This is a genomic window from Actinoplanes awajinensis subsp. mycoplanecinus, assembly GCF_001509495.1.
Lineage (GTDB): Bacteria > Actinomycetota > Actinomycetes > Mycobacteriales > Micromonosporaceae > Actinoplanes > Actinoplanes palleronii.
On record NZ_LLZH01000178.1, the window covers coordinates 117,004 to 139,738 of the forward strand.

The following is a 22,735-nucleotide window of genomic DNA, read 5'->3' on the forward strand; positions in this document are numbered from 1 at the left end:
TTCTCAGGCATGGAGCACAGGGGGAAAGTCAAGGGAATCGCGGCTCGGGCCGCGCTCTGGAGCGCACGGCATCGGACGCTCGCCATCCTCGGCTGGATCGTCTTCGTCGCCGGCACCATCGTCCTCAGCGGGCAGCTCGGCACGCGCACGGCGACCTTCGCCGAGCAGGGCAACGGAGACTCCGGCCGGGCCGAGAAGACCGTCGAGGGGGCGGGCTTCCCGGAGCGTCCGGCGGGCGAGCTGGTGCTGATCCAGAACCGGGCCGGCACCGACCGGGCCGCCGCGACCGCCGAGGTCACCCGGACGCTGAAGACGGTCAGCGACGTCACCGACGTGCAACCGGCGATCCAGTCGCCGGACGGCCGGTCGACGCTGATCGCCTTCAGCATCAAGGGCGACCCGGAGACCGCGAAGGAGCGGGTCCGCCCAGCTCTCGACGCGGTCACACAAATCCAGACCAAACACCCTGATTTGTACGTTGTGGAAGCCGGCGACGCCAGCGGCGACAAACTGATCGGTGACGAGCTGGAGGCCGGGCTGTCCCGCCTCTCGATGCTCTCCATCCCGGTCACGCTCGGCATCCTGCTGGTGGCGTTCGGCGCCGTGGTGGCCGCGCTGCTGCCGGTCGGGCTGGCGGTGACCGCGGTGGTCGCGGCGATCGGGCTGATGGCGGCCGGCAGCCGGTTCGCGCCGACCGTCGACGCCACGTCCCACGTGATGCTGCTGGTCGGGCTCGCGGTCGGGGTCGACTACTGCCTGTTCTACATCCGCCGGGAACGTGACGAGCGCCGGGCCGGCGCCGATCCGGAACGCGCCCTGATGATCGCCGCGCAGACCTCCGGGCGGTCGATCTGGATCTCCGGCCTGACCGTGATCGTGGCGATGGCCGGCATGTTCCTCACCCACGACACCACGTTCGTCAGTTTCGGTCTCGGCACCATCCTGGTGGTCGCCACCGCGGTGCTCGGCTCGCTCACCGCGCTGCCGGCCATGCTCTCCGCGCTCGGCGACCGGGTCGACGCCATCAAGATCCCGGGCCTGTACCGGCGGCGCACCGACGGCCGGTTCTGGAACGGGCTGCTGCGGGTGGTGCTGGCCCGGCCGCTGATCTCGGCGCTGGTCGCGGTCGGTCTGCTCGGCGTACTGGCCTCGCCGGTGCTGGACCTGCGGACCCGGGGTGAGGTCATCCAGGACGTCTCGCCGGACTCGCCGGTGGTGCAGGGGTTCCAGGCGATCAGCTTGGCGTTCCCGAGCAAGACCACCCCGGCCGAGGTCGTGGTGCAGGCGTCGACCGTCAAGGGGGAGCGGTTCGACAAGGCGCTCGGCGAGTTCCGGGCGGCGGTCGAGCGCAGCGGCGGCACGCTGGTCGAACCGGTCGACGTGCGGGTCAACCCGGCCGGCACGGTCGCGGTGGTCTCGGTCGGGCTGGCCGGGCAGGGCGACGACCCGGCCGCGCTGGCCGCGCTGAAACTGCTGCGCGGCGAGGTCGTGCCGGCCACCCTGGGTGCGATCACCGGGGCGACCGTGCTGGTCAGCGGGGACACCGCGTTCAGCGTCGACTTCAACCACCAGCTGGACGAGAGCCTGCCCTGGGTGTTCGGGTTCGTGCTCGGGCTGGCGTTCCTGCTCCTGCTGGTGTCGTTCCGGTCGGTGACCGTGGCGGTCACCGGGGTGCTGCTCAACCTGCTCTCGGTCGCCGCCGCCTACGGCATGCTGGTCTACGTCTTCCAGTACGGCCACTTCGAGAAGCAGCTGGGCTTCACCGCCTCGGACGGCATCATCAACTGGATCCCGCTCTTCCTCTTCGTGATCCTTTTCGGCCTGTCGATGGACTACCACGTGTTCGTGCTCAGCCGGATCCGCGAGGGCCACGACCGGGGTCTGCCGACCCGGGAAGCGGTCCGCGAGGGCGTCGGCCGGACCGCCGGTGTGATCACCAGCGCGGCGGTGGTGATGGTCGCGGTCTTCGCCCTGTTCGCGACGCTCCCGCTGACCTCGACCAAGGAGCTGGGCGTTGGCCTGGCGGCCGCGGTCCTGCTGGACGCCACGATCATCCGGGCGGTGCTGCTGCCGGCCGTGATGGCCATGCTCGGCTGGGCGAACTGGTGGCTGCCGAGCTGGCTGCGCTGGCTCCCGCAGGTGGCCCACGACCTGCCCACCCCGGCCGAGCCGGCAGCAGTCGAGCAGAGGCCCCTCACCCCGGTCGGCTAAGCCCGCGCCCACCCGTTGCGTGGGGAGTTTCGGTGCGGAGCGCGCCGAAACTCCCCACGCTTGTTGGTGCGCGGGTGGGGCGGGAGTTCGCGTGGTTGGGGCTGGTCAGAGGGTGTGGGCGAGGGTGAGGCCCAGGGTGGCGGCGCCCAGGCCGGACAGCAGGCTGAGCAGGACGTAGGCGAAGGAGGTGGCTCGTTCGCCGCGGCGGGCGAAGCTGAGGGTCTCCCAGGAGAACGTGGAGTAGGTGGTCAGCGCGCCGCAGAAGCCGGTGCCGATCAGTGCGGTGAGGCCGGCGGAGAGCGGCAGGCCGAGCACCAGGCCGAGGATCAGCGAGCCGGTGACGTTCACGGCGAGGGTGCCCCACGGGAAGCCGGCGCCGTAGCGGACCTGGACGTAGCGGTCGGTGAGATAGCGCAGCGGGGCGCCGATCGCCGCGCCGAGCGCGACCAGGAGAAACGTCATCGCGCGCCGCCGGGCGTCCCGTCAGCCGGCTCTGGCGCGGCGGCCGGCTCTGGCACGGCAGCGGGCTCTGGCTCTGGCGCGGCGGCTGGCGCGGCGGCCGGGGCGGGGGTGGCTTTTTCGGTGAGGGCGGCGCCGGACCAGACGGCCAGCAGGGCGCCGAGGACGGTGGCGGCCAGGTAGGTGAGGCCGATTGCCGGTGTGGCGCGCAGGACGTCTACCTCGGCGGTGGAGAACGTGGTGTAACCGCCCAGGAATCCGGTGCCGAGGAACAGCCGGGTGAGCCGGTGACCTGGGCGGAAGCGGGCCAGCAGGGTATACAGCACGCCGATCAGGAAACAACCGGAGACGTTGATCAGCCAGGTGGCCCAGGGGAACTCGGCCGGGGTGTGCGGCCAGGCGAGGCCGAGACCGTAGCGGGCCAGCGCGCCGAGCACACCACCGGCCGCGACGGCCGCGATCGCACGGCGGTCCACGTCGAGATTCAGCGCCACGGGTAAGCCCGCTACCGGAGGCGGGTCACGGTGAGGTCCATCGGAGCTGACGGTAGCGCGCGGGCGGCCGGGGGGACGTGGCGGCGTCCTCCCCGGCCGGTTCCGGGCGCTTCGGGGCAGATCCACCGATCGCATGAAACGACCTGAAACAGGCAATGTAAATGCCCGTTGACCTGTGCCTCAGCGGTTTCATGGTCCACTGTAGGCGACGATCTTGCGGAGTGGGAACCCGCCCTTGGTCAGTCCGGCACGCCGAGTCGGCAGCAGTCACCAGCCGTAGTCGACACCGTGATGTCGCGTAACTCGACGCCGGAGGCCCGTTCGAAGCGCACCGGTGACCAGTCGTCGCCGGTCCCGGTTCCGGCCAGCCGGCAGTTCCGCACCGTGCTGTCCCGGTAGGCCAGCACGCTGATGACGCCGTCCACCTCGCTGCGGCCCCAGCCGGCGATCCGCACCGCGTAGCGGGGGCCGGTCCAGCGCACGCAGACGTCCTCGACCTCGATCCGGGCGCCGACGTCCTCGGACGACGACACGAACCGGTTGGTGTTGTCGCCGGGCAGCAGCCGGAAGCCCATCTCCACGTCGCGCAGGCACGCGCCGGTGACCCGGACGTTGTGCACCGAGCTCAGGTAGAAGCCCTCGATCGCGTCCCGTACCCGCAGATCGGAAACGGTCAGCTGGTGCGGGTGGTAGGTCGGACCGGTGATCGACGAGACGTCCGCCCCGGCCGCGCCCCAGTGCACCGCGACCCCGGTGTACCCGCCGGTGATCAGCACGTCGTGCAGGGTGACGGCTCGCACCGCGCCCATCACGCCGATCGCGTTCGCGGTTCGCAGCGGCCCGTGGTCGACGTGCACTCGGCGGACGTCGACGTCGCTGATCCACTCCGGGGTGCCGGCGTAGAGGTACTCGCCGATGGTCAGGCCGGTGCCGCGGTCGCCGCCGTGCTCACCCGGGTCGGCCGGGGCCGGCCGCAGGCCGAGGTCGCTGATCGCGACGTCGGAGCCGAGTACGTGCAGCACCGGGTGGCCGGTCCGGGATTCCGAGATCAGCCAGGTGTCCGCCACGGACGAGCCGCGGACCGTCCAGCCGCCGGGGACCCGCAGCCCCTCGGCGAGCCGGTGGTTGCCGGGCGGCAGCTCGAGCTTGCCGGGCGGCTGAGAATCCAGCAGCTCCTGCAGCACCCGATGGTTGAGAACCGGATCATCGCCGAGCTGCGCCAAGGCGCCACCCAACGAGCCGGGTGAGCCGGGGGAGCCGGATGAAGCGGGCGAGGCGGGGGTCATGACGGGGTCAGCCGCCAGGACAGCGTCGGCTGGGCCTCGGTCGAGCCGAGCAGCACCGGATTGCCCACCGGCGTGGTGAACCGCACCGTCAGGTTCCCGTCCTGATGCCGGGACACGTCGACCGGGACCGCTTCGCCGGTGACCAGGTCGGCGGCCAGCACCTCGGCCACCTCGCCGGGCCGGTGCGGGAGTGCGCGAACGGCGACCCGCCGCGCCGCCCGGGACAGCTTGAACACCGCACGGGCCGGCTTCTGCCGGGTCCACCGGTTGCGGGGACTGATCGGCACCGGCGGAGCGGCCGACACTCCGGCGCCCTCCAACCGGTACGACAGCGCCGCACCCGGCTGCACCACCGCGAAGTCGCACCCGGTGTGCCCGACCGGCCCACTCGGCGCGGTCGCGGCCGGCTGCTCCCGTACCGAAATGTTGTTGATCCGCAAACCGATCGCGGACCTGGCGCTGAGCCGCGGCCCGGCCCACGACGGCGGCAGGGCGTCGGCCAGCTCCACGATCAGCAGACCGTCGCGGTCCAACTCGCCGGCCGGCAGGTCGAAGGCGAGCGTGGCGGTGGCCGGCGCGGCCCCCCGCCAGCCCTGCCGCCGGGCCAGCACCAGCGCCCCGCGGATCTGACCCTGCGCCCGCAGCGTGACCAGCCGGGGCAGCTCGGGGGTGAGCCGGGCCGGGCGCACCCGGTCGGACCACCAGCGGATGCCCATCTCGTCCAGCCCGACCGAGACGGTGACCCGGACCGGCGCGCCGGTGCCGTTCACCTTGACCGCGATCGCGCCGAAGTCACCGTTGATCCGCCCGACGATCCCGGTGCCACGGATCATCTGGTCCAGGATCACGATCGACGGGCTCGCGCCGGTGCCCAGCTCCAGCGGGAGCGCGGCGGCGACCGAGGGCTCGTCGTAGTCGGTCCGGAACCACGAGCCGATGCTCATGAGAGTGGCGCCGACAGGTCGGTACGGGTCAGCAGCGGCTCGCGCCGGGTCCACATCCGCTCCACCGTCTCGAACAGCGGGTCGGCGTCGCTCTCGATGTGCCGGAACGTCGCCCGCATCGACTTGAGCAGGGTGTTCGCCGGCCAGACCTCCCACTGCGGGACCTGCGGGGTGACCACGTCCGAGCCGCTGCGGTAGAGCCACAGCCAGAGCCGGGCGCGCTGCACCTGCTCCTCGGTGACCAGGGTGGCGCCGTCCCGGATCGCGGTGAGGCTCTCGTCGAGCGTCTTGAAGTACGCGTCGGCCGAGTCCACCACCGTGGACAGACCGCACGAGCTCCACTCCGACCAGCCGGCCTGGATCACCGGGATGCCGTACGCCGGGAGCTCGTTGCTGACGCTGCCGCGGACTGTGACACCCAGGTCGGTGAGGCTCCACAGCGCGTTCTTGCTGAGCGTGGCGCTGGGCCGGAAGACCAGGTGCTTCGACTTCTTGTGCTGTTTGGCGAGCTGGTCGAAGAAGCCGGTGGAGTCGTAGAGCTTCTGGCTCGGGTGGTCCAGGAACATCCACTGGGTGTCGGTGCGGTTCGCCGCCCAGTTCGCGGTCTCGGTGAACCACTCGGACAGGCTGGGGAACAGCTCCCGGTTGGTGCCGAGCGCGTCCGAGACGGCGTGGTTGAAGACCGCGACGATCGGCCGGTCCGGGTCGAAGCCGAACCGGGCCGCGGCGTGCCGGCGCAGCAGGGCGCGTTCGGCCGGGTTGTTCAGGTCGACCGAGGCGCTCGTGCCGCCCCGCCACCAGCTCGGCCGGCCCAGGTTGACCTTGGCGCGCCAGGCGATCAGCTCGGTGACCGGGCGCAGCTTCTCCCGGCGCGGCCAGACCTGACCGTCGAAGACCTCACCGATCTGCCGGGTCAGCTCACCGCGGAACGTCTCGGTGTGCGAGTCGTGCTCGGGGAAGAGCGCGTACGCCTTGAGGCAGCCGGTCTGCTGGGTGTGGATGACCGGTACGCCGGCCCGCCGGGCCACGTCCACGGCCAGGCCCCACTGGTCGTAGTCGACGTGGCTGGTGACCAGCGCGACCACGTTCTGCTGGAACTGCTGCTCGTAGTACGCCGCGAGGGCGTTGCCGTAGCGGACCCGGTCGGCCGGCGGGTTCTCCCGCATCCGAGGGATCTTGGCGAGGCGGGCGTCGGTCGCCTTGATGTTGTCGGCGACACTCTCCGCGAGGTCCGGCGACGGCTTCGAGTCCGACTTCTTGACGATCTCCCACACGTCGATGGTCTCGGACGCGCCGTACGCGGCGGCGAACTCCCGCACCAGCGACACGTCGAAGCCCTGCCACAGCGTCTCCGCCCAGGACTCCTCGACGCCGGTGAAGACGATCATGCGGGCCGGGCGGATCTTCCGGATCGCGTTGGCGACCGCCAGGTTGCGCAGCGTCACCCGCAGATCCTGGTGGAACGCCTCGACCAGGATCACGCCGTCATCGGCCGGCTCGGGCAGGTTCTTCTGCCAGAACACCTCGGCCGCATTGAGGAAGTGCTTCCACTCCTGCTTGTTCGCGTTCAGCAGCACGTCAGATCAGGTCCCAGGTCAGCGGCGTTCCCTTGGCGGCGTCGGCGCTGAAGACACGACCGAGCGCGATGCTCATCATGTCCGGCTCCAGGCCACCGGTCGGGCGGATCGAGCGGACGTTCTGCGCGGTGACCGGGTCACCGGCTTTCACGTCGGTCACCACGTAGAGCGAGCGGCGGAAGCGCAAGCCCTCCTTCTCGGCCTCGGTCGGGCCGATCTCGGTGGTGCCCAGCGCCTGCCAGGCCCGCTCCGATTCCACCACGAGCGCGGCGAGCTCACCCGGGTCGAGCGAGAACGCCGAGTCCACGCCGCCGTCGGCCCGGTCCAGCGTGACGTGCTTCTCGATCAGTACGGCGCCGAGCGCGACGGCCGCGATCGGCACGCCGATACCCAGCGTGTGGTCGCTCAGGCCGATCGGCAGCCGCAGCGCCTCGGCCAGCACCGGGATGCGCCGCAGGTTCGTCGACTCCGGGGGAGCGGGGTACGACGCGGTGCAGCTCAGCACGGTGATGTCGGTGGCGCCGGCGCCCCGCGCGGCGTCCACCGCGGCGGTGATCTCCTTGAGCGTCGCCATGCCGGTGGAGATGATGATCGGCTTGCCGGTCGACGCGCAGAGCCGGATCAGCGGCAGGTCGGTGATCTCCGAAGACGCGATCTTGTAGCGCGGCGCGCCCAGCTTCTCCAGCAGCTCGACCGCGGTCGGGTCGAACGGGCTGGAGAACGCCTCGATGCCCCGCTCCCGGGCCCGGTCGAAGATCGGCGCGTGCCAGTCCCACGGCGTGTGCGCCCGGGTGTAGAGGTCGTAGAGGTACTCGCCGCCCCACAACTCGTGGCCCGCCGACAGCTGGAACCGGGGGTGCTTGACGTCCACGGTCAGGGTGTCCGCGGTGTACGTCTGGATCTTGATCGCGTCCGCGCCCGCGTCCGCGGCGGCGTCGACCAGCTGCAGCGCCCGGTCCAGCGAACCGTTGTGGTTCCCGGACATCTCCGCGACGATATAGGGCTTCGTTTTGCTCATTTCGCTCTCTCTGTCCAGACGACCGTCTTGGGGACCCCGTCGACCAGCCGTTCATATCTGCGCGTCTCGCGGAAGCCGAACCGCCGGTGCAGCGCCAGCACCTGTTTGTTCTCCTCGAGCGTCTCGCCGCCGAGGGTCTGCAGGCCGAGCGGGCCGAAGGCGTACGCGACGGCCTCCTTCTCCAGCCGCATCCAGGCGGGGAGCAGACGCGGGCCGAGCCCCTCGACGTCGAGGTAGAACGACCAGGTGTTGCCGTTGAAGATCACCACCCCGGCGGGTACGCCGTCCTCCTCGTAGATCAGGACGGTGCCGGCACGGCTCGCCCACCAGGCTGCGTGTTCGGCCGGCTGGATCTCATGGGTGGTGAGGCTGACGGAACGCACCGCGGGGTGGTTGCGCCAGTTCAGGACCGGGTCGCGGTCGGAGTCGGTGGCGGGTCGAAGCACGCCGGTCAACGTAAAGAGCTGGTTTGGACCGGTCGTGACGAGACGGGGGTGTCCTGGGAAACCAGAGGTGGACGTTCGGTGGGCCGGCGCCGCAGGCCCGCCAGCCGGTAGCCGGCGCGCACCGCGGAATAGAGCGCGTAGCTGTTCGCGGCGACCAGCCGGTGCTTGATCCCGGCCGATCCGGACGGCGACCGGTGCCCGGCCGGGCGGTGCCGCCGGTACTGCTCGGCGATTCGGCGGAAGAACGGCCGGCGGAACCGGGCGTGCATCCGGGAGTCGTTGCCGGCCACCACCAGCAGGTGGTTGACCATCAAGGTGAACATCCGGAGTCGTACGGCCGGCGGCGTGTCGTTCCGGTCCAGCCAGCGGTGCAGCGCGTCGTACTGGTCGAAGGCCTCGAAGTGGCGCTCGCTGCGAGTCGCGGTGATCGCGCCGGGGCGCCCGATCCGGTAGTGGTAACAGACCCGGTTCAGCACGTCGACCCGGTCGGCGGCGATCAGGACCGGGTTGCTGAACGGGATGTCCTCGTACCAGCCGGCGCGGAACCACAGCTCGTTCTCGATCAGCAGGCCGCGCCGGATGATCCGGTTCCACGCGGTGTGCTGCACGCCGAGCAGACGGTCCAGGGAGGGTTCCCCGGCGAGCAGCGGGGAGCTGGCGTCGGTCTGCAGCCGGCCGTCCTCGTGCTCGCGCAGGTGGTCGACGAGCAGCACGTCCGGCTCGGTCTCGCGCAGGCGGTCCAGCACCGCCCGGATCGAGCCGGGCGGGAGCTGGTCGTCGCTGTCCACGAACCAGACGTACCGGCCGGTGGCCTCGGCGAGCCCGGCGTTGCGGGCCAGGCCGAGACCGACGTTGCTGGACAGGTGCAGCACCCGGACGGTGCCGTGCTCCGCCGCGTACGCGTCGAGCATGGCACCGCAGCGGTCCGGTGACGCGTCGTCGACCGCGATCACCTCGACGGCCGCGTTCTCCTCCGGGGACAGTCCGGCCCGGATCGAATCGAGACAGGCCACGAGGAAGTCCTCGACCGCGTAGACCGGCACCACGACGGTCAGCTGAACACCCATGGGTCCACCGTTGACGTGTCACGTGACGCCCAGGCGAACCGCAGCTGAAGGAGTCCTACGTCACAGGAGGCGGGTTGGGGAACAGCAGGTTGTCCATCGCGTCGGTGGTCAGCGGTTCGGCGAAGTAATAACCCTGCCCCAGCTCGCAGTTGCCGCCGGTGAGCTCGCTGAGCTGCTCGATGTGCTCGATCCCCTCGGCCACCGTCGACAGCTGCAGGGCCTGTCCGAGCTGGATGATGCCCAGGGTCAGCGCGGCCGCGGCCGGCATGTCGCCGATGTCGTCGACAAACGACTTGTCGATCTTGATGATGTCCACCGGGAAGTTCCGCAGGTACGCCAGCGACGAGTACCCGGTGCCGAAGTCGTCGATCGCCAGCCGCACCCCGAGCGCCTTGATCGCGTGCAGCCGCTGCAGCGTCTCCGGCCGGTGCTCGACGAGCAGCGACTCGGTCAGCTCGATGATCAGGCACTTGGCCGGCAGCCCGCTCTCCTCCAGCGCCGAGGTGACGAGCATCGGCAGGTCGGCGCGCTCGAGCTGGACCGCGGACAGGTTGACGCTGACCGTCAACGGCGTGTCGGAGCTGCGCTGGGCGTTCCACCGGGCCGCCTGGCGGCAGGCCTCGCGCAGCACCCACTCGCCGATCGGCACGATCAGCCCGGTCTCCTCGGCCAGCGGGATGAACTCCAGCGGCGGGATCATCCCGCGCTCCGGGTGCTGCCAGCGGACCAGCGCCTCCAGCCCGGAGATCTCCTGGTCCCGCAGCCGCACGATGGGCTGGAAGCGCAGCTCGAACTCGTGCCGGAGCACCGCCCGGCGCAGGTCGGCCTCCATCTCCAGGTGTTTCTGGAACGACTCGCGCATGGCCGGCTCGAAGACCGCGCACTGGTCCTTGCCCTGCTTCTTCGCCTCGAACATCGCCAGGTCCGAGCGGACCAGCAGGTCCTGCGGGTCGACGGTGCCGGTCTCGGCATACGCCACCCCGACGCTGCAGCTCGCGAAGACCTCCCGCCCGTCCAGGTCGAACGGGTCGCGCAGCGCGGCCACGATCCGCCGGGCCACCGGCACCGCCGCCTCCACCCCGGACACGTCCGGCAGCAGCACGGCGAACTCGTCACCGCCCAGGCGCGCCGCGGTGTCCCCGGTACGCAGGCACTCCCGCAGCCGGTCGGCCACCGCCGCCAGCAGCCGGTCGCCGATCGCGTGCCCGAGCGAGTCGTTGACCACCTTGAACCGGTCCAGGTCGACGAGCAGCGCGGCCACCCCGCCGGAGCGGCTGGTCGCGAACGCGTTCTCCAGCCGGGTGGTGAACAGCGAGCGGTTGGCCAGCCCGGTCAGCGAGTCGTGGAACGCGTGGTTCATCTCGCGCAGTGTGCGTGCGTCGGTGATGGCCAGGCTGACGTGCTCGGCGAAGGCCCGCAGCACGTCCTGCGACGCCGGGTCCCAGGCCCGGAGTTCCAGGTAGGAGCCGACGAAGAGGGCGCCGACCACCACGCCGTCCTCATGCACCGGCACCGCCATCACACTCTTCAGCTTCGCCCGGACGATCTCCGGCACGGCGATCGGCGAGTTCGCGTAGTCGTCGACCGCCACCAGCTCGTCGCCCATGATGGCGAGCCCGGCGACGCCCAGCGAGGCCACCGGCACGCCCTGCATGCGCAGCACCCCCTCGTCGGGAACGCCACGGCTGGAGAACAGGCTGGTCCGGCTCGGGTCGTCGAGGTCGAGCACGGTCAGGCCGGACATCTCGACATCCAGCAGGTCGGCCGCGCTCGAGGTGATCTGGTCGAGGATCCGGCGCAGCGGCTCGCGCCGGGCGATCGCCCGCTGCACCGAGCTCAGCTCGTCGAAAAGCCGCTGCCGGCGCTGCAGCGAGGTGATCAGGCGGTCGTTCTCGGCGGACTGCTGGCGCTCGGCCTCGATCAGGTGCAGCGCCTGCAGGCTCAGCTCGAGCACCCGGGCCATCCCGCGGAGCAGGCAGACCTCCTCGATGCTGAAGATCGCCTCGCGGCCGAGCACCAGCACCCCCGGGGTGACCCCGCCGAGGTGGGCCAAGGCGACCGCGTAGACGCGGCCGTCGGCCTCGAAGGTGGTGCGCCGCCCATCGGTGATCTCGGTCAGGGCCTGCGCCGGGATCCGTTCGACCGGTAAACCGACCGCGGCGACCACACCCCCGTCGACGATCAGCACGGCGAGGTCGGCGCCGAGCGCGCGGACGGCGCACTCGACGGCGGCATGTTGCGCCGCGGCTTCATCGGGACGGTCGGCGACCACGGCGAGAAACTCCGTCAGTTGCTGGGTGGCGAGCACGTGGATGCAGTCGGCGTCCGGCGACGGCAGTTGAGGAATTGCAACCGGGCCGTCAACGGGTGTGCCAATCTGGTCACGAGCGGTCAGTGTGTCGTTACTTGCGGTTGTCAAAGTCGGGTTCGGTGCGCCTGAATAGAGTTCGTGGTCACCGCTGACGAACCCGCGCATCCGGCACCAGCCGGGCTCGCGCACGGCCGTCTCGGCGCCGGCTCCGCCGCCTTGTTCGGCGTGGCCGCGGCCGCACCGATCGCCACCGTGGTCACGGTGATCCCGCAGGCCCTGGCCGCCGGCGCCGGACCGCTCGTGGCACTGTCCGTCGTCGCGGTCGCGGTTTTTCTATTCATTTTCGGTACGTCGTACGCCGCGATGATCCGTCGCCGCCCGAGCGCCGGCGCCACCTATCCACAGGTGGCCCGGGGCCTGGGCCGCCCGGCGGCGCTGACCGCCGGCTGGCTCGCGCTGACCGGTTACCACGCGATCCAGTTCGGTCTCTACGCCGTGCTGGGCCAGGCCGCCGCACCTCTGCTGGACAACTGGTTCGGGGTGAGCGCGCCGTGGTGGGCGGTGGCCGCCGGGTGCTGGGCCGTCGTCGCGTTCTGCGGCACGCTGCGCATCGAGTTCGCCGCGGGCGTGCTCGGGCTGCTCGCCGTCGCCGAGGTGGCCGTGCTGATCGGCCTGGCCGGCGCGTTCGTGCTGCGCCCGGCCGGCGGACGGATCGAGGCCGGCACCTACCTGGTCACCGGCCCGGCCCGGTGGGACCGACCGCTGCTCGGCCTGCTGCTGGCCGTCGCGGTGCTGGCCTTCGCCGGCTTCGAGACCACCGCCGGATATGCCGAGGAGTCCCGCGACCCGGGCCGCACCACCGGCCGGGCGGCGCGGGCGGCGGTGCTGCTGATCGCGCTGCTGCTGGCCGGGGTCAGCTGGAGCCTGATCGTGGCGGCCGGCCCGCGCGAGGTGGCCGGGCGAGCCGCCGCACACGGCCCCGAGCTGCTGTTCGTGCTGGCCGACGAGCGGATGGTCGGCTGGGCGGTCACCCTGGCCCGGCTGACGCTGCTCACCGGCTTGCTCGCCGCGGTCCTGGCGCTGCACCAGGCGATCGTCAGGTACCTGTTCGCGTTCGGGCGGGAACGGGTGCTTCCTGGCGTACTGGGAAGGGTTTCTCGCCGGACCGGCGCGCCGCGCGCCGCCTCCCTGACCCAATCGTTGATCGCGGGTGCCGCCCTGACCGGCGCCTACCTGGCCGGCGCCGACGCGTCGGCACGCACCGCCCGCTGGCTCGTCGTCGGCGGCGGCCTCGCGATCCTGGTGTTGCTGCTGCTGACCGCGCTGGCCGCGCTGCTGCACCTGAACCGGGTGCCGGAGGGGGAGGGGGTCTGGACGCGGTTCGCCGCACCGTTGCTGTCCACTGTGGCTCTCGGTGTGCTGTGTTGGCTGGCCGGGCGGCATCTGGCGGTGCTGCTGGTGGTTCCGGCGGGTTCGCCGTGGGTGACGGTGGTGTTCGGCGGGCTGGCGGCCTGCCTGGTGGCCGGGCTGGCGCACGCGTTGGTGCTGCGGACGGCGCGGCCGGTGCTCTATGCGGGGATCGGGCTGGGCGGGGCGGCGCTGGTGGTCACCCCGAAGGTGGCGCATCCGTCGGGGAATCCGTGGTCGTGGGACACCCCGCCTGCTTCTTCCTCGGCCGCCGGTGGACCGCCTGCTTCTTCCTCGGCCGCCGGCGGTGCGGCTGCCGACCCGCCGGCTGCCGGTGAGTCGCCCAAGATCCCGGAGCAGCGGACGCCTGGGGCGCATCGCCCGGAGCGGATCCACGGCGAGGTCAACGGCTGATCACATCCGGTCGTCAGCGGCTAGCGGGACGGCGCTGCCGCGGACCAGCCCCAACTGCACGCCCTGCCGGGTCAGCACCCCGTCGAGCATCCAGTCGGCCACCACCCGCACCCGGTTCCCCGGCATCGACAGCAGGTGATAACCCCGGCTCACGGCCTTGCCGGCCACCCCGCCGAGCGCCACCCCGAACGGGTTCGCGGCCGCCTTCCAGCCGCCCAGGTCCACCACGAACCCGAGGTCCCGGTGCCGGTAGGCGCGTCGCTGGCCGTGGCCGTAGGACGCCGCCACGTTCCCGGCGACCAGCCGGCCCTGCCGGACCGCGTGCTGAGCGGTCATCCCGGTCAGCGAACCCGGGTGGATCACGTCCGGCACCGCCGCGGCGTCACCGCAGGCGAAGACGTCCGGCCGGCCCGGCACGTTGAGGAACTCGTCGACGACCAGGCGCCCGTCCCGGCTGGCCAGGCCGAGGCCGGCCACCAGCGGTTCCGGGCGCACGCCGACACACCAGATCAGGGTGCGGGTGGGCACCTGCTCGCCGTTGGTCAGCCGGACACCGTCCGGTCCGGCCTGCTCGACCGCGGTGCCGGTCAGCACCCGTACGCCGCGGTGGCGCAACACCTGCGCCGCGCTGTGCGACAGGCGCGGGTCGAGGGTGGGCAGCACCCGGTCGGCGGTGTCCAGGATCAGCCAGCGCGGCAGGTCCCGGATCAACGGCCGGTGCGCCGTCAGTGCGGCGGTGAACAGCGTGCCCTGCGCGGCCACCTCGGTCCCGGTGTACCCGGCGCCGGCCACCACGAACGTGCACCGGGCCCGGCGCTCGGCCGGATCGGTGGCCTGCTCGGCCAGCTCGATCTGGCGGGTCAGGTGGTCGCGCAGGTAGAGGGCCTCCGGAATGCCCCGAAAGCCGTGTGCGTATTCGGTCACGCCGGGCACTGGCAGGAGCTTGTTGACACTGCCGACGGCGAGCACCAGGCGGTGGTAGCCGAGCACACCGCGGTTGCCCTCCGGGTCGGCCCACTCCACCGTGCGGGCGTCCAGGTCGAAGGCGCCGGCGTGGCCGAGCAGCACGCGTACGCCGGGCAGCGTCGCAGCGAGCGGCACCGAGATCCGCCGGGGTTCCAGGATCCCGGTGGCGACCTCGGGCAGCAGTGGCAGATAGAGGAAGTAGTCGGTCGGGTTGAGCAGCACGATCTCGGCCCGGCCGCGGGAGGCCCGGAGCAGGTGGCGAGCGGCCGCGTAGCCGGCGAAACCGGCGCCGACGATGACGATCCGGGGGCGTGGCATACCGAGGTCCTTCCCGACGGTCCGGCCCGGCCGGGCGGGTCTCCGTCCGAGCCTGCCACCAGCGCAAATGATCGCGGCGAAGTTGCGAAAACTTCTCCGGTGGATGGCACGATCATCGGTAATGACCGCGACCGGGACTTCGGCGGCGGCGGCCACGTCGGCGACCGGACCGCCGCGACGGTGGGGCCGGGGGCCATGGGTGGCCGTCGTGATGGTGGTCGTCCTCGGCGGGGAGTTGATCCTCGGCTGGTCCGCGTTGTCCGAGGCGTTCACCCAGCTGCGCGCCCCGCACTGGGGCTGGGTCTGCGCCGCGCTGGCCGCGGAGATCGCCTCGATGGGTACCTACGCCCGGATGCAGCGAGCTCTGCTGCGCGGGGCCGGCACCAAGGTCAGTGTGCGGCGGCACGTGGCGATGGCGTACGCGGCACACTCGCTCAGCGTGACCCTGCCCGGCGGCCCGGTCTTCTCCAGCAGTTTCAACTTCCGGCAGATGCGCCGGTACGGCGTCTCGCCCGCGGAAGCGTCCTGGTGCATCGCGCTGAGCGGGGTGCTCTCCACCGGTGCGCTGATCCTGGTCGGCTCGGTCGGCGGGCTGCTGGCCCGGAACACCGGGAGCTGGCGCAGCCTGCTCGGTTACGCGGCCGGCGCGGTCGTGGTGACCGCCGGGGTCCGGCTGATCGCCAAGCACCCGCTGTGGCTGGACCGCCCGGTGCGGGCGCTGCTCGGCGGGGTGAACCGGGTCCGGCGGCGGCCGCGTGAGCACGGCGCGGACCGGCTGTTCGGCTTTGTGACCCAGTTGCGCGCGATCCGGGTGCATCCGCTGCACTTCACCGTCGCGGTGCTGCTGGCCTGCGCGAACTGGCTCTTCGACGCGCTGTGCCTGTGGGTCTGCTGCATCGCGGTGGGCGCGGACCGGATCTCGCCGGTGCACCTGCTCATCGCGTACTGCGCCGGGATGGCCGCGGCCAGTGTCCCGGTGATCCCGGGCGGGCTCGGCGTGGTCGACGCGGCGCTGGTGCTCGGCCTGGTGGCCGGCGGGCTGACCAGTGCGAGCGCGGTGGCGGCGGTGGTGCTGTACCGGGCGATCAGCTTCGGCTTCATCATCGGCGCCGGCTGGCTGGTCTGGCTCCTACTACGCCGCCGAGCCCGCCGCACCACCTAACCCTCGCCCCCGCATTGCGTGTGAAGTTTCGGCGCGCTGCGCACCGAAAGTCCCCACGCAGGCCCACGCCCGCGTTGTGTGTGAAGTTGGGGTGCGCTGCGCACCGAAAGTCCCCACGCAGGCCCACGCCCGCGTTGTGTGTGAAGTTGGGGTGCGCTGCGCACCGAAAGTCCCCACGCAGGCCCAGCCCCCGCGCGTTGTGTGTGAAGTTTCGGCGCGCTGCGCACCGAAAATCCCCACGCAAGCCCCGCGCCCGCTCGCGCTTGCCCGCGGCCCGCGGCCCGCGGCTCGCGCCCCGCGCCTGCGGCACCGGCTGCGGCTGCGCCGGGGCGGGGTGGAAGTAAAGGTGTCTAACAAAAACTACCAACCTCGAAGGTTTCTTGACAGTTAAGAAAACATCGACAAACATGACTGCGGAGAGCGCTCTCTACCCCCGACATCCCCCAGTCAGCGCGCACCCCCGCGGTGCGTGCGGAGTAGGACGCCCATGCCACGCTCCCTCCCCTATCTGCTCTTCGCGGGTGCGGTCACCCTCACCGCAACGATCGGCACACAGCCAGCCGTCGCCGCTCCAGAAGCCCCGGCCCCGGCCCCGGCTGCGGCAACGGCCGCGAGCATCGACCCCGGCATGATCGCCGCGATGCACCGCGACCTCGGCCTCACCGACGAGCAGATCGGTGACCGGCTGACCGTCGAAGCCGCCGCCCCGGTCGTCGAGAAACGGCTGCGTGTGCGGCTCGGCGCCCGATTCGGCGGCGCCTGGATCCCGGCCGGTGCGACCCGGCTGACCGTCGCGGTGACCAGCGCCGCGGACGCGGCCACGGTCCGCGGCGAGGGCGCCGTACCGAAAATCGTCTCCCGTTCCGCGAGCGACCTTGACGCGGCCCGCACGAAGCTGGACCGCAACAGCGCCCGGGCCGGCACGGCCATCCGGAGCTGGTACGCCGACCCGGCCACCAACAGCGTCGTGGTGGTCGTCGCGCCCGGCGCCGAGGCCACCGCGAAGAGCTTCGCCGCGAGCAGCGGCGCCGGCCCGGTCACCGTCCGGACCGCCGCCGCGGCACCCCGCCCGATGTACGACACCCGCGGCGGCGACCAGTACGTGATCAACGGCAACACGCTCTGCTCGGTCGGCTTCCCGGTGGCCGGCGGCTTCGTCACGGCCGGTCACTGCGGTGGCGCCGGCAGCCCCACGCTCGGCTACAACAACGTGGCACAGGGCACGTTCGCCGGCTCGTCGTTCCCCGGCAACGACTACGCCTGGGTACGCACCAACGGCAACTGGACCTCCCAGCCCTGGGTGAACAACTACGCCGGCGGCAACGTGCTGGTCGCCGGCTCGCAGGACGCCGCGATCGGCAGCTCGATCTGCCGTTCCGGCCGGACCACCGGCTGGCGCTGCGGCACCCTGCTGGGTCGCAACGAGACGATCAACTACGCGCAGGGCGCGGTGTCCGGCCTGAGCCGCAGCAACGCCTGCGCCCAGCCCGGCGACTCCGGCGGCTCGTGGATCTCCGGGAACCAGGCGCAGGGTGTCACCTCGGGTGGCACCGGCGACTGCACCTCCGGTGGGACCATGTGGTTCCAGCCGGTCAACGAGATCCTCCAGGTCTACGGCTTGTCCCTGACCACCACGGGTGGCGGCGGCGGTGGCGGCGCGATCCTGAGCAACTGGAACAACAAGTGCCTGGACGTGCCGAACGGCAACTTCTCCGACGGCATCCCGGTGCAGATGTGGGGCTGCAACAACTCCGCCGCGCAGAAGTGGGAGGCGACCGGCGGCGCTCTGCGCACCGGCAACAACAAGTGCCTGGACATCCCGTGGGGTTCCACCGCCAGCGGCGTGATCATCCAGATCGCCACGTGCAGCGGCAACCCGGCGCAGCAGTGGGTGCTCAGCGCCGCCGGTGACCTGGTCAACCCGCAGGCCAACAAGTGCCTGGACATCAAGGACTGGAACGGCAACGACGGCGCCCAGCTGCAACTCTGGGATTGCGCCGGCACTCTCAACCAGAAGTGGCGCCGCTAGCCGGTAGCGGTCCCCGGCTGGTTCTCAGGGGTGTGTCGAGCGTGCGATGACACCCCTGAGAACCAGCCGCGGTGCGGGAGTCGCGCCGCGGTCCGAGGTGGGCCGCAGTCTCGCGTCGGCCTCACGGGCGGGTGTTCTGCCCTCCGCACCAAAGAAGCGGGGCGCTCTGCCCTCCGCACCAAAAATCGGGTGCTCTGCCGTCCGTACCAAGAATTAAGTGCGCTCCTCCGGGCGGATCGGGAGGTTGTCGGTCTTGCGGCCGAAGAGTTTCCAGCCGCGCTTCTTCTTCTCCACGGTCGGTACCGCGTCGCCGTTGAGGATGTCCAGCCGTTGCCGGGCCACCGGGTTGCCGGGTTCCAGCCGCAGCGAGGTGGTCAGCGCCTGCCGGGCCTGGTCGACGTGGCCGAGCGAGGCCAGCGCCACCCCGTGCGTGAAGTAGTAGTGCGCCTCGTTCGGGTCCAGGCCGATCGCGGTGCGGGCGGCCTGTTCGGCGTCGGCCAGCTGGCGGTCGGCGGCGAGCAGCGCCCAGGCCACCCGGTCGTGCCAGAGCGGGTTCTTCGGCTCGACGATGACCGCCCGGTAGGCCATCGCCATCGCGTCGTCGTGTTTGCCCTGCAGGGTGAGCGCCCGGCTGGCGATGGCCAGTGGGCGGGGGTCGTCGGGGGCGAGTTCGATCGCCTTGTGCGCGGCGGCCAGCGCCGGTTCCACCTGGTCGAGCGCGAGGCGGATGCGGGCCATCAGGATCCAGCCGGTGACCGAGTCGGGCCGGCCGGCGAGGACCGGTTCGAGCATCGCGGCGGCTTCGGCCGGTTGCAGACCCTCGAAGAGCGCGGCAGCCGCCGCGGTCGGATCGGCAGTGCCGGGCCCAGAAAAGCCAGGGCCAGAGCCGGGAAAGCCAGCACCGGGAGAGCTAGCACCGGGAAAGCCGGGGCCGGGGATGCCGGGATAACCCGGGGCGCCGGGATAGGCGGCGGCAGGGGGAAGGACGGCGGGTGGGGCCAGGTCGGTCATCGGGCCGCTCCGGGTAGCCAGGGGACGGGGCTCACATGCACCACTTCGGCAACCCGGCGCTGTTTCTTAGGACAAACCCGTCAGCCGCGCGGCGCCAGCGCGGCGAGCAGCCGAACCCCGAAAGCCGCCAGACACGCCACCCCGAGCAGGCCGGGCAGCCAACCGGCCGGCGCGACGATCGCGGTGAGCAGCAAGGCGAGGGTCAAGACCGCTGTTCCGCCCGCGATCCGCTGCCGGGCCAAAACCACTGTGAGGTACGACCTGAGCACCCGGTCGATCCGGGCCAGGAAATAGCCGGCGTACGACGCGGGGGCGAGCGCCGCCACCGCGGCCAGGCTCCGCGCCCACCCGGCCGAGTCGTCCGAGACCCGCCAGCCCAGGTAAGAGAAGATCACCATGATGATCGCGGTGTACACCAGGAACTGGCGGAACGCCGCGTCCAGCAGGTGCCGGCTGGCCTCCTGACGAGGGTCCGCCCGCAGCGCCGCGGCCAGCCCGGTCATGCCCCGGGCCAGCCGGCTCAGCGCGAACGGGTTGCGGTGCACCACGTCGAACGCGGCCAGCTCGTGCCGGGCGATCGCGTTCTCCGGCTCGAGCTTCAGCGCGTCCCGCAGCGCCTCCCGGGCCCGGTCCGGCAGGCTCAGCTGCTTCATCACCATGGCGTACGTGATCCGGAAGTCCGCCTCGTCGGGGTCCAGCCGGATCGCCTCGCGGGCCGCGTGCTCCGCCTCCACCGGCCGCTGACTCTGTTCCAGCAGCGCCCACGCGAGCCGGTTGTGCCGGTACGGGTTGTCCGGCTGCCGGGCCACCGCCTCCTGCGCCGTGGTGATCGCCTCGGGGTGCCGGCCGAGCGCGGTGAGCGTCCGGCTCAGCGCGGTGAGCGCGTCGGCCGACCCGGGCGCGTGCTGCACCGCCCGGGCCGCCACCTCGTGTGCCAGTTCCGGTTTTTCCAGGGCGAGCTGCGCGTGGGCCATCAGGACCAGCGCCGCCACATGATCGGGCTCGGCGGCCAGCACCGGCCCGAGCAGCTCGGCGGCCGCGGCCGGCTCGCCGCGCTGCAACTGCAGCCGCGCCATCGCCACCGGGGTGGTGTCCGGCTGCACAGTGCCCCCTAAGTCGGTGTCAGCTCAGGCCGATCACGCCTTCCACGATCAGCCAGATGCCGAAGATAGCGAACAGTGCGGCGGCGCCCCACTTGATGACGTTCTCCGGCAGGTGCTTGCCGAGCAGCCGGCCGACCAGGATGGCGAGCGCGTCGGCGGCCACCATGCCCACCGTGGAGCCGACCCAGACGCCGAACCAACCGTGCTGGGTGGCCAGGGTGATCGTGGCGAGCATGGTCTTGTCACCGAGTTCGGCCAGGAAGAACGCGCCACCGACGGCGAGGATCGCGGAGCCGCTGGAGCGTTCCGCCTTGTTCTTCTCGTCGTCGGTGAGCTTGTCGCCGCGCAGTGTCCAGGCCCCGAAGGCGAGGAAGGCCACACCGGCGACAAGTGAGATCCAGTCGGTGGGGATGGCGGCGCCGAGGCCGTACCCGATGCCGACCGAGACCAGGTGGACCAGTGCGGTGGCGGCGGTGATGCCGATGAGCGTCGGCATCAGCTTGAAGCGCGTGGCGAACGTCATCGCCATGAGCTGGGATTTGTCGCCGAGCTCGGCGACGAAGATGACCGCGAAGCTGATACCCAGCGCGGCGATGAAGCCTTCCACAAATGTCTCCCGGTGTCAGACGACCGGGGCTCAGGCGCAGGGCGACCTCGACCCGGCCGTCACTGAGAACAGCCTGGTCGAAGGTCTCGCTCGCCTTGAACAAAGGCCGCGCGGCCGGACGCTCGAAAGCGTCAGTATGTCGACCGCGACATTGGGAGCTACTCCCCTTCGCAGAAACGAGCATAGCCGAAGGGCCGGCTCCTCACCTCGCGGGAGGAGCCGGCCCTTCGTCGGAAGTCCTGGTCAGTGCCCGGAAACCAGCTGCTGCAGCCGGAGCCGGTCGTACGGGTCGGCCGAGCGCTTCAGCGCGGGCTGCCCGGGCGCCGGCGGGGCCAGCGGCTTGCACTGCTTGTCGGAGTGGATGCCTGCCACCCGCTTCGGCAGCGCGCCGGTGGCCAGGTAGTCGGCGATCGCGCCGTCGACGCAGGCGTTGCCGAACAGCGACCCCGCGTGCGTGGTGCCGTTCACCCCTTCGATCAGCACCGACTGCGGGAACCGGCGCCGGACCTCGAGGCTGCCGGTGTACGGCGTGGCCGCGTCCAGCGTCTCGCTGAGCAGCAGCAACGGCGGCACCTTGGCGCCGTCCACCTCGACCGCCGGCTTCGCCTTGCCACCCCAGTTGCGGCACGGCGCGTTGTACCAGGCGTTGCCCCAGGTCTCGAACGGCGCCTTGTGGTAGACCTGCCAGTTCGTCTTGGACCAGGTGGACCACTTGTCCGGCCAGAGCGCGTCGGTGCACTGCACGGCCAGGTAGACCGCGTAGTTGTTGTCGCTGCCCGGTGTCTGCGGGTTGTTGTCGTCGTAGAGCTTCTTCAGCCCGGCCGGGTCCTTCTTGAGCACCCAGTTCGAGAACGCCCGCCCGACCTGCTCCCAGCCGAAGATGTAGTAGCCCGGCTGCAGGAAGATGTCGGTCAGCTCGGCCGGGCCGATCACCCCACCGGCGGGCTTGGCAGCCAGCGCGGCGAGCTGGCGGTAGTACAGCGCCTCCACCGCCTTGCCGTCGCGGCCCAGGTGGAAGGTGGCGTCCTGCTTGGCCAGCCAGCTGAAGTAGATCTTGATGTTGCGGTCGAACGCGACATCCTGGTCCAGGTTCGACTGGTACCAGACCCGGCCCGGGTTGACGTTGCCGTCCAGCACCATCCGGCGGACCCGCTCCGGGAACCGGGTGGCGTAGACCTGGCCGAGGTACGTCCCGTAGGAGAACCCGTAGAAGTTGATTGTGGCGGCGCCGAGGGCCTGCCGGATGCTGTCGATGTCCCGGACCGAGTCCTCGGTACGCATGTGATCGAGCAGCGGGCCACCGGCCTTGGCGCAGGCCGCGGCGTACTGCTTGGCGCGGGCGTGCCAGCGGTTCTCCAAGGCCGGGGTGACCGGCACGTACGGCGGCCGGTTGTACCCGCCGTAGTTGCTGTCGCAGGTCAGCTTCGGTTTGCTGGCGCCGACGCCGCGCGGGTCGAAGCCGATCCAGTCGTACGCGTCACCGGCCTGCCGGGGCACGTGCGAGCCGAGCGTGGCCATGCTTCGGCCGGCGCCGCCCGGGCCACCCGGGTTGACCAGCATGACGCCCTGGTACTTGGCGGACGGCACGGTGTGCTTGACGCGGGCGACGGCCAATTCGATCTTGGCGCCGCCCGGGTTCGCGTAGTCCATCGGCACGGCGACGGAGGTGCACTCCGCGCCCTGTGCCTTGAGGGAGATCTCGGCGCAGGAGCGCCAGGAGATCGGTGCCGGAACGTAGCTCGATGTGGCACTCGGCGCGGCTTCCGCCGAGGTGACCGTGGCGACTGCCGCACCGAGCGCGACCACGGTTGCGGCCGCCCAGATTCTTTTCATTTGTTTGACCGCCCCTTGGTGTCCGATACGCCCCATATGGTGAGGTAATCTCGGGCACTTTCCACGAGCCCA

At 71.4% G+C, this 22,735-nt stretch carries 18 protein-coding genes; 4 read left to right on the forward strand and 14 right to left on the reverse strand.

Translation table 11 applies throughout. The features are described 5' to 3' along the window. The first annotated feature begins 9 nt into the window (after window positions 1–9). The gene (locus ADL15_RS20420) at window positions 10–2,211 is read left to right on the forward strand and encodes an MMPL family transporter (RefSeq protein ID WP_067693368.1); all 2,202 of its coding nucleotides are present in this window, start codon (window positions 10–12) and stop codon (window positions 2,209–2,211) included. A 105-nt stretch (window positions 2,212–2,316) separates the two neighbouring features. On the opposite strand, the gene crcB is transcribed toward ADL15_RS20420, so the two are convergent. The 9 genes from crcB to ADL15_RS20465 form a co-directional block, all read right to left on the reverse strand. Next, entirely contained in the window at window positions 2,317–2,673 is a 357-nt protein-coding gene (gene crcB / locus ADL15_RS20425) for a fluoride efflux transporter CrcB (RefSeq protein ID WP_067693371.1), read from the reverse strand. Beyond that, complete coding sequence (locus ADL15_RS20430) at window positions 2,670–3,164, reverse strand: fluoride efflux transporter FluC (RefSeq protein WP_232344236.1); 495 nt, start codon at window positions 3,162–3,164, stop codon at window positions 2,670–2,672. The genes crcB and ADL15_RS20430 overlap by 4 nt, the downstream gene beginning before the upstream one ends. 239 nt (window positions 3,165–3,403) lie before the next feature. Beyond that, the gene (locus ADL15_RS20435) at window positions 3,404–4,387 is read right to left on the reverse strand and encodes a right-handed parallel beta-helix repeat-containing protein (protein ID WP_067693375.1); all 984 of its coding nucleotides are present in this window, start codon (window positions 4,385–4,387) and stop codon (window positions 3,404–3,406) included. Window positions 4,388–4,446: 59 nt separating this feature from the next. After that, window positions 4,447–5,394, reverse strand: a complete 948-nt coding sequence (locus tag ADL15_RS20440; RefSeq protein WP_067693378.1) for a hypothetical protein — start codon at window positions 5,392–5,394, stop codon at window positions 4,447–4,449. Continuing rightward, complete coding sequence (locus ADL15_RS20445; protein ID WP_067693381.1) at window positions 5,391–6,971, reverse strand: hypothetical protein; 1,581 nt, start codon at window positions 6,969–6,971, stop codon at window positions 5,391–5,393. Before ADL15_RS20445 ends, ADL15_RS20440 begins: the two co-directional genes overlap by 4 nt. A gap of 1 nt (window position 6,972) precedes the next feature. After that, on the reverse strand, window positions 6,973–7,989 hold the full coding sequence (gene pseI, locus ADL15_RS20450; protein WP_067693384.1) for a pseudaminic acid synthase: 1,017 nt from the start codon (window positions 7,987–7,989) through the stop codon (window positions 6,973–6,975). Further along, window positions 7,986–8,444: a GNAT family N-acetyltransferase gene (locus tag ADL15_RS20455; RefSeq protein ID WP_067693387.1), complete on the reverse strand. Its 459-nt coding sequence runs from the start codon at window positions 8,442–8,444 to the stop codon at window positions 7,986–7,988. The genes pseI and ADL15_RS20455 overlap by 4 nt, the downstream gene beginning before the upstream one ends. Continuing rightward, window positions 8,441–9,502: a glycosyltransferase family 2 protein gene (locus tag ADL15_RS20460; protein ID WP_067693390.1), complete on the reverse strand. Its 1,062-nt coding sequence runs from the start codon at window positions 9,500–9,502 to the stop codon at window positions 8,441–8,443. Before ADL15_RS20460 ends, ADL15_RS20455 begins: the two co-directional genes overlap by 4 nt. A gap of 55 nt (window positions 9,503–9,557) precedes the next feature. Beyond that, window positions 9,558–11,921, reverse strand: coding sequence for a putative bifunctional diguanylate cyclase/phosphodiesterase (locus ADL15_RS20465; RefSeq protein ID WP_232344237.1), 2,364 nt, complete (start codon window positions 11,919–11,921; stop codon window positions 9,558–9,560). 30 nt (window positions 11,922–11,951) lie between these two features. Between ADL15_RS20465 and ADL15_RS20470 the strand changes: the two genes are divergently transcribed. After that, window positions 11,952–13,634, forward strand: a complete 1,683-nt coding sequence (locus ADL15_RS20470) for an APC family permease (RefSeq protein WP_198170906.1) — start codon at window positions 11,952–11,954, stop codon at window positions 13,632–13,634. Here ADL15_RS20470 and ADL15_RS20475 read toward each other — a convergent pair whose 3' ends face one another. Next, the gene (locus ADL15_RS20475) at window positions 13,635–14,918 is read right to left on the reverse strand and encodes an NAD(P)/FAD-dependent oxidoreductase (protein ID WP_067693394.1); all 1,284 of its coding nucleotides are present in this window, start codon (window positions 14,916–14,918) and stop codon (window positions 13,635–13,637) included. A 211-nt stretch (window positions 14,919–15,129) separates the two neighbouring features. On the opposite strand from ADL15_RS20475, the gene ADL15_RS20480 reads away from it, so the two are divergent. Both ADL15_RS20480 and ADL15_RS20485 read left to right on the forward strand, forming a co-directional pair. Further along, a complete protein-coding gene (locus ADL15_RS20480) occupies window positions 15,130–16,080 on the forward strand; it encodes a lysylphosphatidylglycerol synthase transmembrane domain-containing protein (protein WP_232344242.1) in 951 nt (316 codons plus the stop codon). A gap of 487 nt (window positions 16,081–16,567) precedes the next feature. Beyond that, complete coding sequence (locus ADL15_RS20485; RefSeq protein ID WP_067693399.1) at window positions 16,568–18,109, forward strand: ricin-type beta-trefoil lectin domain protein; 1,542 nt, start codon at window positions 16,568–16,570, stop codon at window positions 18,107–18,109. Between the two features lie 213 nt (window positions 18,110–18,322). Here ADL15_RS20485 and ADL15_RS20490 read toward each other — a convergent pair whose 3' ends face one another. From ADL15_RS20490 to ADL15_RS20505, 4 genes are all read right to left on the reverse strand, one after another. Further along, window positions 18,323–19,120 carry a tetratricopeptide repeat protein gene (locus tag ADL15_RS20490; protein ID WP_083971490.1) on the reverse strand — a complete coding sequence of 266 codons (798 nt, stop codon included), beginning with the start codon at window positions 19,118–19,120 and terminating at the stop codon, window positions 18,323–18,325. Between the two features lie 80 nt (window positions 19,121–19,200). After that, a complete protein-coding gene (locus tag ADL15_RS20495; RefSeq protein ID WP_232344239.1) occupies window positions 19,201–20,223 on the reverse strand; it encodes a tetratricopeptide repeat protein in 1,023 nt (340 codons plus the stop codon). Window positions 20,224–20,242: 19 nt separating this feature from the next. Beyond that, complete coding sequence (locus ADL15_RS20500) at window positions 20,243–20,830, reverse strand: TMEM165/GDT1 family protein (RefSeq protein WP_067693402.1); 588 nt, start codon at window positions 20,828–20,830, stop codon at window positions 20,243–20,245. 243 nt (window positions 20,831–21,073) lie between these two features. Then, window positions 21,074–22,663, reverse strand: coding sequence for an alpha/beta hydrolase (locus tag ADL15_RS20505; RefSeq protein ID WP_067693406.1), 1,590 nt, complete (start codon window positions 22,661–22,663; stop codon window positions 21,074–21,076). Window positions 22,664–22,735 lie beyond the last annotated feature (72 nt).

Excerpts from the sequence above, each read along its gene's own strand:
- ADL15_RS20420 (WP_067693368.1), top strand. The coding sequence starts at position 10 with ATGGAGCACAGGGGGAAAGTCAAGGGAATCGCGGCTCGGGCCGCGCTC.
- crcB (WP_067693371.1), bottom strand. The coding sequence starts at position 2,673 with ATGACGTTTCTCCTGGTCGCGCTCGGCGCGGCGATCGGCGCCCCGCTG.
- ADL15_RS20440 (WP_067693378.1), bottom strand. The coding sequence starts at position 5,394 with ATGAGCATCGGCTCGTGGTTCCGGACCGACTACGACGAGCCCTCGGTC.
- pseI (WP_067693384.1), bottom strand. The coding sequence starts at position 7,989 with ATGAGCAAAACGAAGCCCTATATCGTCGCGGAGATGTCCGGGAACCAC.
- ADL15_RS20460 (WP_067693390.1), bottom strand. The coding sequence starts at position 9,502 with ATGGGTGTTCAGCTGACCGTCGTGGTGCCGGTCTACGCGGTCGAGGAC.
- ADL15_RS20475 (WP_067693394.1), bottom strand. The coding sequence starts at position 14,918 with ATGCCACGCCCCCGGATCGTCATCGTCGGCGCCGGTTTCGCCGGCTAC.
- ADL15_RS20480 (WP_232344242.1), top strand. The coding sequence starts at position 15,130 with ATGGTGGTCGTCCTCGGCGGGGAGTTGATCCTCGGCTGGTCCGCGTTG.
- ADL15_RS20485 (WP_067693399.1), top strand. The coding sequence starts at position 16,568 with ATGCCACGCTCCCTCCCCTATCTGCTCTTCGCGGGTGCGGTCACCCTC.
- ADL15_RS20490 (WP_083971490.1), bottom strand. The coding sequence starts at position 19,120 with ATGACCGACCTGGCCCCACCCGCCGTCCTTCCCCCTGCCGCCGCCTAT.
- ADL15_RS20505 (WP_067693406.1), bottom strand. The coding sequence starts at position 22,663 with ATGAAAAGAATCTGGGCGGCCGCAACCGTGGTCGCGCTCGGTGCGGCA.